This window comes from Mycobacterium marinum, assembly GCF_003391395.1.
GTDB lineage: Bacteria > Actinomycetota > Actinomycetes > Mycobacteriales > Mycobacteriaceae > Mycobacterium > Mycobacterium marinum.
This window is the reverse complement of record NZ_CP024190.1, coordinates 6,384,753-6,397,628: the sequence shown is the minus strand read 5'-3', so window position 1 is coordinate 6,397,628 and position 12,876 is coordinate 6,384,753. Positions and strand designations below refer to the sequence as shown.

Genomic DNA, 12,876 nt, shown 5'->3' with positions numbered 1-12,876 from the left:
TTTCACTCTCTCATATTGAGGTGTGCATGCACCGTGGCGATTGCCTCGGCCATGTCCGCGCCGTCGATCTCTTGCAGTCTGTCCACATCGAGGGCCTCGATGTCGAGGCCCTGTGCCAGCCGCATGTCACGGTACTGCTCAGAGGCCTCAACCAATTGTCGCGCATATCGGCCGTTGCCGGCGATGTCGAGAGCGGGACGGCCGCGCAACGTGCGTTCGTGCAGCGTTTTGGCCGCCTGCAGGAGTTCATCCGCGGCAGCCGTGCTCAGCGTCGAGTCATTGCCAGCCGCAATGACTTTCGCGATCTCGAGGAGCTCTTCCGGGCTGTAGGTGTCGAATTCGATACGGGTGGCAAATCGCGAGCGTAGCCCCTCGTTGGTTTCCAGCAGCCGATCGATGTCGGAGCTGTAACCGGCGATGATGACCACCAAGCGATCGCGGTCGTTCTCCATCCGGGCTAGCAGAGTATCCATCGCTTCCTGGCCGAACGGGTCGGTGCGTCCGTCGCGCTCCTGCACGAGCGCATAGGCCTCGTCGATGAACAGCACGCCACCTAGAGCCTGATCGATCGTCTTGGCGGTCTTGACTGCTGACTGGCCCTCGTACTCGGCAACGAAGTCTTTACGCGACGTCTCGACCAGCTTGGGTTCAGTGATGACGCCGAGCCCGGCCAGCATGTTGGCGACCACCCGCGCGATCGTGGTCTTCCCGGTGCCAGGGGGCCCGGTAAAGATCATGTGCTTGCTGGGCTGTGCAACTTTCATGCCTTTAGCTTCGCGGATGCGAGCCATCATGGTTGCCGCGCGGTACCGCTCGAGCTGGCTTTTTACCCGGGACAATCCGATTTGGCGGTCGAGTTCTTCTTGGGCTTCGGCCAACAGCTTTTCGCGACCGGAATTGTCGGTCACGACGCTGGTCGGATCCCATGGATCCGAGCGGGACGCAATCTGCTCGGCGTTGGTTGTCTTGAGCCGGTAGGACGGATCCTTCAACGCAGCAGAGACTTTCGGAGCCGGATGCGTGGTCTGCAACCACTCCAGCAGTGCCACCGCGGCTTCCTCGTTGCCCGCGCCGCGCCGCGCCATGGCCAGATACCACGCGATGGCCTGCGCGCAGGCTTCGCCGGCCGGTGAGTCATTGGCTTCGGTCAGTCTGCGCTCGGCTTCGGTGAACAGGCCAAGGCTGGCCGCCGCAACCCCATGGGCGACGCTGGCGGCCCCCGCCAAGAACTTGTCCGGCCACTTCCCGGCACCCTTGACTTCATCGATAACGTCGGTCCAGCGCTCGGCCGCGCCGAAGATGACCGCCTTGAGCCACGACACCAGATGCTCCGAACCGGTGACCGCGCCAGCCTCGATGGCCTCCATCGCGTCCGCGTAGTTGCCCTGCGCCGCTTCGGATGCGGCGAAGCCCATGGTGATGGCCAGGGGCGAGGTAACGGGGTAGGTGATGTCTCCGTACAAACCACCTATGGGGACCCTTGCGTTGAGGGTGCTCATCGAGATCTGCGCCGTGCCAGCCAGCTGACCGAAGTTGCGCCGCGAGTACCAGGCACGGAACAAAGTCACCCGGTCGACATCGCCACACCGGATCCGGCCGACCCAAGCATCGCACGCTGATTCGTCATAGTTTGTGATCTCGGTGAATAGGTCCATGGACCTTGACTCCGACAGCGGAAGCATGCTGACGGCACTTTCGAACAAACCGGCCAGGCGATCAGTCATGTATCACCGTTCGTTGTAACGAGAGGTGTAGTCGACCTCGTAGCGGGTGGCGAATACCTCGGCTTCGGCCGCTTCTGCTTCTTCCGGCGTCGGCAAGTTGAGTGTCATACCGACGAACTCGCGCAACAGCGCACCTTCTTCTTCGGTCTCGTCGCTCAGTTCGCTGGCCATGGCTTCCACCATGAACGTGTGTTGTGCGGCGCGCGCCTTTTGGCGGGCCAGATCAGCGATGACAAAGATCTCTTCGGCCAGAGCGGATTCCGACATGTTCGCAGCCTTGTCGGTCACCGTAACTCGCTGGACGATGCCACCCATCATGGTCGTGACCGACACGCTCCCTTGCGGGTTGGTCACGGTGAACATCGCGATGTCGGGCTCTTCCTCCTTCTCGGTCAGCCCGTGAAGTGCATCCAGGTCGGCTCCGGCTTGCTCGGTTTCCTGGGGCTCGGGGGGCGCGTACTCGTCGAGTGCACCGAGTCCAGAGTCCTCAGACGTACCGCCGCCGGAGAAATCTAGGGCGCCGAGATCTTGGTTGTAGTCGTCGTTCCCGGGCAGGTCCACTGTGGCGTCCCTTTCTGAACTCGTAACGGAGAGGATTAAGTCAACCTCGGGTGGTGGCGTCGGCGCGATCCAACCACGAGCCTGACGGAAGCAGTTCGAGCAGGCTGTCAAGCGCCCGCTGGAGATTCTGCGCGGTACCGGGGAGGAAGCTGCCGTACAGTTCCCCGCCGACTTGACGGGGAAGCGAGACAAGCCTGCCATGTGCTGAATCCAGGACCCCCGCGGCGGCCTTGGTGTGGGTGGTAGTGCCGCCCGGATGGCGTTCGCTGGCGACGATTTCCACCCAGCTCTTCGGGTTGGTGACGATCTCGGTGTAGAGGCGGGCGGTGGTCGGCGTGAGCCCATATCGGGTCAGCTGTGCGGCGTTGGTGCACTCACCCAGTTCGCTGGCAATGCCGGTCAGCGGTTCGACATTGGCGGGTTCCGCGGTGCCCAGCACGGCAGTCACCATGCCTGCCAGGCCGACCCGCGGAGCCACCAGCTGCAGTACCAACATGTCGCCATCGCGAGCTGCGATGACATGTCTTTCGCCCTTGCGGCATACCACGAACCGCACCATCACACCGCCAACGTCGCGGCGCCACCAGCGGCCTTCCAAGGTGCGGTCCGCCCTGCTGAGCGTGTCGACCATCGCCGCAACCGCCGGATGCGGTTGGCCATTGTGATCCAACACGCCCTGCGCAGTAAGGTCGCGCGCCACCTGGTCCCAGACGATCTCTCGCAGATCCTCTTGCGGGATGTTCGGCCGGATCCCAAGCGTGACAGGGAAATCGACCAGGTGTAACCGGTCCGCGATCACCAGCATGCCGTCGATGGTTACCTCGACTCCGACGACATCGTCACCGGTGCCCGCGCGACCGGTAGCGAGCGGACCGGCCATATCAGCCAAAAATCTTGTCGATGATGCCAGCGAGCCCTTCGTCGGAGTTCAGATAGGCGCCAGCGGCCGAGATCAGATTGTTGGCCAACTTGCCCGTGACGCCCTGCAGGCCTGTCCCGGCGCTGTTGCGGGTGGTTTCGAACTCGACCAGCGTGTCGTTGAAATTCGAGGTGAATGAGCCGTGGGTCACCTGCACCCGCGAGCCGATTCCACTCACGACGTTGGTCGCCGATTTGAGTTCGCCGACGATCTCGTTGTGCATGCCCGCCAGCACCTTCAAGAATGAAGGTACGACGTTCAGTAGTCCTGTCATGGGGGTAGACCTTTCCTCTACGTCTAACTTTCTACTCGCTATGGCTTTGGCTCGCTATGGCTTTGGTAGGCCAGTGAGCCGCCACCGGTTACCCGGACTAGAGGAGGGTCCCCTCGTTGCCTTGCCTGGTGTTGTTTCCCCCGTCGATGGGAGCACGTTCCGCACCGGCGCTGCCCGCGGCCGCACCGTCTTCGTCGTCTTCCTTCTTGTCGCTCACTAGGGTGGCCTGTTGACCGCCTTGGGAAGCCTGCGACGAGATCATGCTGGCCTGCTGGCCCGCCATGCTGCCCAGTTGGCCAGGTCCGCCAGCGGCCGAGACCAGGTGTTGCAGCTGGCCCATCGTCGCGGTCAGCGAACTGACGTTGGGCAATTGGGCGAAGCCGAGCAGGTTGGAGAAGCTCAGGGTGGGCAGCCCGGCAAAGCCACCCAAGAAGTCGGGTAGGGCCGCCAAATCTGTCCAGGTGGGCAACTTGCCCCAATTGCCGATCCCGGAGAACAGGTCACCCAGGCCGGGCAAGCCGGGGAACAGGTCCGGGATGCTCGGCAACCCAGGAAGGCTGGGGAAGCTGGGCAAGCCCGGGATGTTGGGGAACGGGAAGTCGATACCGGGGATACCCGAGGTCGGCGGGAACTCGAAACCGGGGAGCCCCGGGATCGGCAAGTTCCAGTTCGGAATGTCGATCTTGGGAGGCCAGGTGAACTCGGGCAGGCCCGGGATGTTCGGCAGACCCGGGATGGGAAGGTCGGGCAACTTGGGCGGCCACAGGCCGTCGATGATGCCCGGGATGTTCGGGAGCAGGCCGCCTATCAGCGATGGCAGGCTGGCCAACATTTCGACCAACCTGCCGAGCAGGCCCTTCAGGTTGGTCAGGTTCATCAACGTCATGATGGTCAGGTAAAGCAGCGCGCCGCCGACGGTGGCCATCGCAATGCCCGACATCGGCAGGGCGAGCTCCCACGACCACAACCAGCCGAGTATCGGCACCTTTTCGAGGCCTTTGCAGACCTTGTAGACGCCGTCGATCATCTTCTTCATCGCGCGCAGCACGTCGCGGGTGTTCGACACATACTCGGCCTGATTCGAAATCAGGTTGCCGGTCAGATAGTCGACGTCACCCATCACCTTCGCGCGAAGTTCTTGAGCGATGTTCTGGTTCAAATAGGCGTCCGCCGCCTGGCCGAGCCAGTTGGTGCCCGGAATTGCCAGACCCATCTTGTCGGCGATTCCTTTGAAGAGCGTCGAACCGGTGTTGAAGATATCGCCCGGGTCGGGGATGCCTTCTCCAAGTAAAAGCAACTGACCCCAAATGAAATTGCTTGTTGTCTTGCAAAGACCGCTTCCCTTTGGCACCATTCGCGGAATTCCTTACACTCGCTGTTTCGTGCACTGTCTTTTTGTGTGCACCTTTGGTCTGTACATTGAGCTTAGCAGTGCTCCGACCGTGGTCGACGCACGAATTTCTTGGTAGTGCGGGCATTTTCGCGCGCACAGCACCAAGATCCGCATGCTCGAATACCGGGGTAACGCGAAGGTCCCCGGTCGTTCGGACTCGAGCGATTCAAGGTGAGTTGCCACTGGGCACCAACCTCAATTGATTTGACGGATGAGCGCTTCAATAGCCTCGGCGGCTTCGGCATGCAAAGCTTCCTCGGCTTCCGCGCGGACGATCAATTCTTCGGTCACTCCGGCGGCTTGCGCGGTTTCCGAAGTGGACAGATTCGCCCGCCGCCGGGCGGCATACAAACGCTGCGCCAGTGTGGCTCCTGGTGCGGTTGCGCTGAGCGTCATCAATTTGTCGTGATATCGCCGAACAGCACCAAGCGCCTTGATCAGCTCCGGTGTGATGCGGCTGATGCGGGTCGCCTGGACGGCGATGCCCTCGAGCTGGCGCAAATCAGCAAGGATCGGTGCGGCCCGCTCGGTGAAGTCAGGTTCCTCGGGTGCGGGCAATGCCGCGATCGCGAGGCTGCAGGTGTCGACCGCGGCGGCAACCGCCTGCGCAATCAGCGACGCTGGGCCGTCGGAGGTCGGCGCCTCCACGCTGGCTTCGGGAGCGGGCTCTGGCGTAACGGGCTCGCCCTGGCGTATCCGCGCGATGGTTCCCGCGGGCCACTGCAGGACTTCTTCCAGCTTGGCGCGGGTGCGTTCGCGTGGCCAGCTGCGGCCCTTCTCGAACGCGATCAGTGCGCCGGCGTTGATGATCCCGTCGGCTGCCAGGCTGCGCTGACTGATGTCGAGCTCTCGGCGTCGTGCCGCGGCGGCGGCCCCGGCGCGAGCCACACCGGGATCAGAATCGTTGGTCTGAGAGTCCGATTGCTCGGCCGGTCGCTGTTCACGGCTGTCTTCTTCAGGCGAATTCGAGGGCCTGACGACTTCGAACGTCAACGCCTTGCCTCCAGTGGGATCGCCGAACCGGACAATGGTCTTGTCGTTGACAGCCACAGAACTTTTCCGTGTTCCGTCGACGAACATACCGTTTGGGCTGTTGGTGACGATCCGCCGCTGCCCACCATCGGAAACCGCTCGCACATGTGTCTGCGATAACACGGGATCATCCAGTCGTGCGTTGGTCAGCGTGCCGCGGCCGACGGGTCGTTGACGGGCCGGCCGAGCAGTCGATTCGGCGTCGGGCATGTACGTCGATTCCTCGCTCGCGGCTACTGAGGCGGGTGGCAAGGCGCGCGTTCCGCTGACCAACATCCTAACCGTTGCACCCTTCCATTGGTATGCCTTCGCTACGTTTCTTGAACGACAGCCAGCGGGGTTCTGAGGCGACCGTAGTCTGGTTAAACCGGACCACCGCTACGTTTGATCCTACCCCGAAGCATTGCGCAGTGGAACAGTTTCTGTCCGGAAGGGTGGGCTTCTGGGCTGGTGGAGCGCCGTGTCGCCCAGCCGATTGACAGGTAATTACCGCTGGTTATGCCAGCTTGGATGCTTATCATGGCCCAGCTCGCAGCGAAGTTGTAGCAGGTGGGTGCGTAGCCCCGCATCAGGAACTGTTGCACTGCAACGGTTAGTGCTATACGATCCTCAGGCAGAGGTTACAAACCTGCAACGCTTTTGCTTTATGGAGGAACGCTTAGATATGACTGCAACTGCTCTGTACGAGATTCCGCTGGGCGTTTGCACACAGGACCCCGATCGTTGGACGACAACGCCCGACGAGGAGGCCAAGACGCTGTGTCGCGCATGCCCGCGTCGGTGGGCGTGTGCGCGGGACGCGGTTGAGTCGCCGGGTGCGGAGGGACTTTGGGCGGGTGTTGTGATTCCGGAAGCAGGCCGGGCGCGGGCGTTCGCGTTGGGCCAACTTCGGTCGCTGGCAGAGCGCAACGGTTTCCCGGCGCGCGAGCGGATCACCGCCCAATCGGCATGATGCCCGGCCGCGTCCGCCGCTGCTGCGAGGGGTCTGCGGCGACGCCGGGGTGAATTGCCACGTAGGCAAACAGCGCGAGAAATTCAACGATTTCTCGCGCTGTTTTGCATTCGAGCATCCAGCGGACCAGACGCTCTAGGTCTCAGACGCTACGTTTTCGGTGGGACGGGGGTCTTCGTCGGCAGCGGACCGCGCGGCGAAGTGCCCGGTAATCGTTGCGGCGATTTGCAGAAACTTCAGTCGCGTTCCCGGCTCCAACTCATGGCTCACATCGATAACACCGCCGGGGCGCAGATGCGGATCAAAAGGCACCTCGACAACCTGCTGTCCATGGTCGACGAACTCGCGCGCAAGCACTGAACGCGTGCGCTTGTCGGAATGCCCGTCCGAATCGTTGAGCACCACGACGCTGCGCCGCAGCAAGCCGCTGAGTTTGCGGTCTGCGAGCCATTCCATTGTCTTGGCGGCCGCCGAGGCACCGTCCGCCCAGGGGGAGGACACCACGATAAGCGCATCGAGGTCGCGCAACACTTCCTGAGTTAGGGGCGCGTCCATCGTGGAGCCGCAGTCGATGATCGAGATGGCGAAATGGCGGTCGAGTCGTAGCGCCGCTTCGCGATAAATCGCAGGGTCAAGTAACCGGCGACCACCGACGGCCGCCTCGCCGGGCAAAACGTGCAGGCCCGCAGCGTTTCGGCCCAAGCGGGCAACCACATCGGCGAACGACGCCAGATTCCTATCGGCGGTCAGGTCCCAGAACGAGCCACGCGCGGTGGGATCGATCCTGCTGCTCAACCGGCCAAAAGCGGTATCGGCGTCGACCGCCACGATGCGGTCCTGCTGTCGCAATTCGGCCAGGAGTGACCCGATGCTGGCAGCGACTGACGTCTTGCCGACGCCGCCCTTGCCCAACACACCAACCTTGTGGGTGCCGCGCAACGGGGCTCGAATGGCCGCTTCGAATTCGGCGGCATCGCGCTGCGCCGCCGATGGGCGTGGGTTGATCAGCCCAAACGACGCGAGTCGAATGATATGTCGCCAGCCGTGGTCGGTGGATGGAGGCTCGCCGGGGGTGCGCGCCGGTGTGGGCTCGGCCCCAAGGCTTGGCGGTGGAACCTTCGGCATCGGTTCGTGTGGGGCAGCTTGTGGCGGCGAGTTGTGCCCGGTGGGTGGATGTGCCACCGGTGGGGGCGGCGGCGCCGGGACCGAAGGTGGCGCCGGTGGCGGCGGGGGATGCGGGTTGGCCCCCCGCGGTGGAACGGGTGAAGGCTGCGGAGTCGGCGGACGGGGCGGGGCGGGCCGAGGTTGGTGAGTGGGCGCTACCGGAGGGCCCGACGCGTCCGTCGCCGTCCGGTACATACCGGAACGCTGACGAGACCGACTCGCGTCGGGAACGCTGGGCTGGTCCGGCCGGACCCGGTCTCGCAGAAACTCCTCGCGTTCGTTCATGGGCTCCTCGGTCGCATCAGACTGCCAATGCCAAACACCGACCAGTATCCAAGCATCGACTGGCACTCTCGCCGGCCGGCCGGTTTGGCCCGACACCCCCGTGAACCGCTGTGTTGCCCGGTTCGGGGGCTTGTGCCCTGAGGCGGCCGATTGGCCTCGTTGGGTCCGGGCCCGGCGCCGGACCTGCCGTATTGCGCCATCAAGTCCTGCGTGCGTGCAATTGCAAGTCGACGATTCGCAATATATCTCCGGTCCGGAAAGTTCCTGCTGGATGCCCCCGAAAAAGTGGGCAATGATTTAGCGCGTGGGCAGGACGCAGAGCACCTGGTGGCCTATTTCAGAAACCAATTCGGGTTTATGTTCCGGAATCTAATTCTGGTTTATTTCAGAAGGTAGTTCTGAAATAATCGTGCCGGAATTTGGTGCGCGGACCATCGAATTCAGCGACGATAATAGCTATAGCACGATGAAGGAGTTTCGGCATGTCGCAGCCGTGGATGCTGGCGGTGGATCCCAGCGAGATCGTGGCCAGGGCCACCGAGGTGGAAGCCCCGATCGCTGATCCGCCCGGCGGTGCGGTGTTGGCCGCGTGCGCCCTGGACCCGGCGGTTGCGGGGGCCACGCAGTTGGCGTTGTCGGCCGAGAGCATGCGTGCCTATCTGCAGTCGGGCGCCCAAGCGCGGCAACGGCTTGCGCAGTTCATGAGGGATGCGGCCAAGGCCTACGAACAGATCGACGAAGGCGCGGCAACGGCTTTGGGCACCGACGGCCACGGCATCGGAGCACCGCCGGTACCCGCGGGTACGGACCTGCCCCTGCCCGCGCTAGCCGACACCCCCACCGCGCCAGCAGCGCCTCCGTCTCCATATACCGGTGTCAAACTGGCCGCGATCAACCTCAACAAGCCCGACCAGGGTGTATCGCTGAAGCAGTTCGCCCATGACTGGAATGCCTACAACCTGACAATTCAGCAGGCCCTGGGCCGGTTCCGTGACTTCGAGAATTGGGAAGGTGAAGCGGCCACCGCGGTGCAGGCCGCATTCGATCAACACCGGGACTGGCTGCGTCTGATGGCGCGGTTGAGTACCACGATGGCCAAACAAGCCTCAGGCCTCGAACAAGCCCACCACTGGGCCATTGGTCAACACCCGACATTGGCGGATATCACCACGCTAGAAGAAGTCCTTCGTGACCCCAGGGTGCCCGATAAAAAACCGTTTATGAAGGTCTACGCGCAATGTCAGAAGAAATCCGAGGAAGTGCTGACCGGATACGCCAACAGGACAATCACCGAGCCCGTGCAACCACCCCGACCACCGGCAGCCCCCACCCACAACGACCCCAAACCCCCACCCCCGCTACCACCGCTCCCGCCTGGCGGGGACCCCACACTGCCCTTCACCGGCACACCACCGATGCCGACGATGCCGTTCACCCCACCCCCCGCCGCAACCCCCGACACCACTGAAGCCGCCCGCGCCGCGGCCACACTCGCCACCGGCCCCACCGTCAAACCCGCCGCACTCGGCGGGGGCGCCGGCGCCGCCATCCCCTTGACCGCCCCCCTGGGCGCGGGCCCCACACCCCCGGGTGCGCCAGGCGCCCTGGGCCCCGGCACCACCCCCACCGGCCGCCCCCTGGGCACGGGCCCCATGGCAGGCATGCCCCTAGGCGCCAACAGCCCAGCCCACACCACCAAAACCAAACGCACCCAGCAAGACGACCGAGCCCTCTACACCGAACAACGCCCCTGGACCGAAGCACTCATCGGCCCCGCCCGACCCCACCTCACCACCACAACCACCACGGAGCACAAACCATGAACCTCGACCCCACCGCCGCACACCTGCTCGCAGGGCTCACCCAATTCCACACCGCCCTGCAAAACCGCTTCCACCAAATGAACGCCGGCAACTTCAAAGCCTCAGACAACACCCACACCGTGCAGGTCACCCTCAACGGATACAACTGGCTCACCGGCATCCGCATCCAAGACGGCCTCCTCAAACAACTCGGCTCCCAAGGCGTCGCCCACCGCGTCAACCAAGCCCTCCACAACGCCAAACAAGCCGTCCACGCCTACGACAACGCCGCCAACCACACCCTGGCCACCACCCTGGCCACCCTCGCCACCGCCATCAACCAAACCCACCCCTAACCACACCAAACCGAAAGCGACGCAACACCGATGAAAAGCGAAGTTCAGCCGATGAATGACATGTTGACGTTGCAGCCCGACGTCGTGAACCGGCTTGCCAGCGGGCACGACGCCACCGCAACAAGTCTGCGGGCAGCGACGGCGGCGCCCGCCGGGATCGGTGCGACAGTCGCCGAGACCCACGGCCCATTCACGTCGACCTTCAACAATGCACTAAGCGCCTACGAGGCAGTCCGCGCTAGCGCGGGGCGAGCCCTGGAGGGGGTCGCTGATGGGCTTTCCACGAATCTGACCCGTGCCCTCGCCTCCTACGCCGATACGGACCAACGTGGCGCCGAGATCCTCGATGCGCAGATTGACAACTGATGTTCCCGCTCGGCGCGTGGTCAGACCACGCCGAGGCCCAAACCTCGGGCTAGCTTCTCGCCACGCCCGCAACCCATCTCAGAAAGGCATGTCATGACCGACCAGCCCGGGTACGACGCCCATAACTATCTAGCGGGACTGGGTTTCTCCGGCCCCGCAACCGGAGAGACCGAGTCCGCCATCGACGCGTTGCTCAGCTACGCACCGGCCCAACCCGAGGACCCCGGATCCGACATGTCAGCAATCCTTGGGGTGACCGAGGAGGACAAGAACGATGAGTGCGAACTGTTCACGGTAACCAATCCTCAAGGGAGCGTTTCGGTGTCGGCCGTCATGGGCGGAGACATCTACCGGGTCGAGCTGTCGGACAAGGTCGACAACATGTCCGAACCGAGGCTTGCCGAGGAGATATTTGTTCTTGCGGACCTGGCCCGGCAGAAGGCGCGGGCCGCGCAGCACGCCTTCATGCTCCAAGGCATGAATGAAGTGAACGACGCAGAACAACGCGCCGTGCTGCGCGAAATCGTTGAGAAGACAATGAACTTGCCGACGCCCGAGCAGGCGGCCGCGGCAGAAGAAGAGGTGTTCGCCACCCGATACAAGAACGACTTCACTGCAACAACTGGCTAGTCCCGATCGCCGCCCGTGAACCAAGGCTTGGACGGGCACAGTTGCGGCGGCCCGACCGAAGAGGCCAGGCTATACCGTCGCAGAGATCGGGCAACGCAGCCAATTCGTTTTGTCCCGGTACAAGTCAGCCAGGTCTAGTGAATTTGGGACCATGATGGGCATGGTTGGCAAAGCCGGTCAGGTCAGTAGGCGCTGCCGGTGGGGGTGGGTTTGGGTGTCCAGCGGTGCGCGTTCACTGCTGCTGGTGGTGGCTGCGGTGGCGGTGTCGGGGGTGTTGGTGGCGTCGTCTTGGGTGAGGCGATCGGCCGGGGTGGTGTGCTGTTGGGCCGGTTGGGTGGTGGCGCTGGTGGGTCCGGCGAGGTTGGTGAGTTGGCTCAGGGTGGTGCTGAGTTGAGCGATCGTGGGCAGGTCGGCCAGCATGCTGGTTGGGTCGGTCAGGTTTGTGGGATCGGGCAGGGTTGGCAGGCCGGTCAATTCGGTGATGGGCAGCTGCGGTGCGCCGAAGTCGGGGACGCCCGCGCCGGCCCTGGTGGCCAGGTGAAACTCGGGGGCACCGGGTAACTCGGCCAACGTCGACTGCAGATCGGGAAGCTGCGGTGGGGTGGGGCCGGTGGCCTCGGTGAGATCGAACTCCGACAGGGAATGTATTGGTGGAAAGGTCATTTTGGGCGAACTGGGAACTGGGTCCGCCCCGGTGGTCAGGGCCGCCGCCATGGCGGTCAATAGCTGCGTCGCCGCTTGCACGGCGCTGGCATTCTGCGACGTCGTGGCCGCCAACACGCCCAGGGCGGTAGCGGCCGTAAACACCGCCATAGTGCATATGGGTATTGCGATATGGAAGGACAGGATTTGGCCCTCGGGCCCGTGCAGCTCCAAGCCAATGCAAACCACAAGCAAGACCAAGACAATCCAAATTTCCGCCGATAGCAGGTCGCGTGCCCGCTTCACGGCGTCGGCCTGGGATGACACCAGCTCGCCGGTGAGCCGGTCCAGATCAGCGATCAGCGTGGTGTGTTGGGATTGGGCGAGGTTCTTGGCCCCGTAGGCCCGCGCTGCGTTGCCCCGCCAACCGCCGTCGGGATCAAGGGTCGCGATCTGGGCGCTGACACCGTCGAACATCGATCCACTGCGGTCCAGGGATTCGCCCCGGGATGGGCCGGCCTCTCCAAGCAATGCCAGTAGAAGGCCGAGGATGCCCTCGGTCACCCCGCAAACAACGCTTCCTCGACGCGCCCAAGGGGAATTGTCGGGCGCCCCCTCCTGCGCCGGCGGCGGATTTCCGCCTCCCTCTTGGATGTCTTGGAAGTTCTGCAGATTTTCATCTCCGCGTACCCATCGCGAGATTTGCTGAACCAAACGCTGAAGTTGACTGAGATACATGGGATGAACGTTCCTTTCGGGCCCACGTTGTGCCGGCC

At 63.5% G+C, this 12,876-nt stretch carries 13 protein-coding genes; 5 read left to right on the top strand and 8 right to left on the bottom strand.

The window, feature by feature from the left end; all coding sequences use genetic code 11:
• Positions 1-2 precede the first annotated feature (2 nt).
• The 6 genes from eccA1 to espM form a co-directional block, all read right to left on the bottom strand.
• Positions 3-1,724, bottom strand: coding sequence for a type VII secretion system ESX-1 AAA family ATPase EccA1 (eccA1, locus tag CCUG20998_RS27200; protein ID WP_020731135.1), 1,722 nt, complete (start codon positions 1,722-1,724; stop codon positions 3-5).
• A gap of 3 nt (positions 1,725-1,727) precedes the next feature.
• Positions 1,728-2,285: a hypothetical protein gene (locus CCUG20998_RS27195; protein WP_020731134.1), complete on the bottom strand. Its 558-nt coding sequence runs from the start codon at positions 2,283-2,285 to the stop codon at positions 1,728-1,730.
• A gap of 40 nt (positions 2,286-2,325) precedes the next feature.
• A complete protein-coding gene (locus CCUG20998_RS27190) occupies positions 2,326-3,165 on the bottom strand; it encodes an ESX secretion-associated protein EspG (protein ID WP_020731133.1) in 840 nt (279 codons plus the stop codon).
• A 1-nt stretch (position 3,166) separates the two neighbouring features.
• Positions 3,167-3,478, bottom strand: a complete 312-nt coding sequence (locus CCUG20998_RS27185) for an ESX-1 secretion-associated protein (protein WP_020731132.1) — start codon at positions 3,476-3,478, stop codon at positions 3,167-3,169.
• 97 nt (positions 3,479-3,575) lie between these two features.
• Positions 3,576-4,829 (bottom strand): type VII secretion system ESX-1 associated protein EspE, encoded by a 1,254-nt coding sequence (gene espE, locus CCUG20998_RS27180; RefSeq protein WP_099052736.1) that lies wholly within the window; start codon positions 4,827-4,829, stop codon positions 3,576-3,578.
• A 237-nt stretch (positions 4,830-5,066) separates the two neighbouring features.
• Entirely contained in the window at positions 5,067-6,113 is a 1,047-nt protein-coding gene (espM, locus tag CCUG20998_RS27175) for an ESX-1 type VII secretion system transcriptional regulator EspM (RefSeq protein ID WP_020731130.1), read from the bottom strand.
• A gap of 454 nt (positions 6,114-6,567) precedes the next feature.
• Here espM and CCUG20998_RS27170 point away from each other — a divergent pair, with 454 nt between their 5' ends.
• Entirely contained in the window at positions 6,568-6,855 is a 288-nt protein-coding gene (locus tag CCUG20998_RS27170; RefSeq protein WP_012396937.1) for a WhiB family transcriptional regulator, read from the top strand.
• 135 nt (positions 6,856-6,990) lie between these two features.
• Here the strand turns inward: CCUG20998_RS27170 and CCUG20998_RS27165 are convergent, their stop codons facing one another.
• The gene (locus CCUG20998_RS27165) at positions 6,991-8,304 is read right to left on the bottom strand and encodes a MinD/ParA family ATP-binding protein (RefSeq protein ID WP_231389799.1); all 1,314 of its coding nucleotides are present in this window, start codon (positions 8,302-8,304) and stop codon (positions 6,991-6,993) included.
• Between the two features lie 482 nt (positions 8,305-8,786).
• Here CCUG20998_RS27165 and CCUG20998_RS27160 point away from each other — a divergent pair, with 482 nt between their 5' ends.
• The 4 genes from CCUG20998_RS27160 to CCUG20998_RS27145 all read left to right on the top strand — a co-directional run bounded on the left by CCUG20998_RS27160 (position 8,787) and on the right by CCUG20998_RS27145 (position 11,458).
• On the top strand, positions 8,787-10,127 hold the full coding sequence (locus CCUG20998_RS27160; RefSeq protein WP_116269158.1) for a PPE domain-containing protein: 1,341 nt from the start codon (positions 8,787-8,789) through the stop codon (positions 10,125-10,127).
• Positions 10,124-10,462: a YbaB/EbfC family nucleoid-associated protein gene (locus CCUG20998_RS27155; protein WP_012396919.1), complete on the top strand. Its 339-nt coding sequence runs from the start codon at positions 10,124-10,126 to the stop codon at positions 10,460-10,462. Before CCUG20998_RS27160 ends, CCUG20998_RS27155 begins: the two co-directional genes overlap by 4 nt.
• Positions 10,463-10,513: 51 nt before the next feature.
• Entirely contained in the window at positions 10,514-10,828 is a 315-nt protein-coding gene (locus CCUG20998_RS27150) for an ESX-1 secretion-associated protein (RefSeq protein WP_020731127.1), read from the top strand.
• A 93-nt stretch (positions 10,829-10,921) separates the two neighbouring features.
• Complete coding sequence (locus tag CCUG20998_RS27145) at positions 10,922-11,458, top strand: hypothetical protein (protein WP_020731126.1); 537 nt, start codon at positions 10,922-10,924, stop codon at positions 11,456-11,458.
• Between the two features lie 177 nt (positions 11,459-11,635).
• Here the strand turns inward: CCUG20998_RS27145 and CCUG20998_RS27140 are convergent, their stop codons facing one another.
• Positions 11,636-12,838 carry an EspA/EspE family type VII secretion system effector gene (locus CCUG20998_RS27140; RefSeq protein WP_050674657.1) on the bottom strand — a complete coding sequence of 401 codons (1,203 nt, stop codon included), beginning with the start codon at positions 12,836-12,838 and terminating at the stop codon, positions 11,636-11,638.
• Positions 12,839-12,876 lie beyond the last annotated feature (38 nt).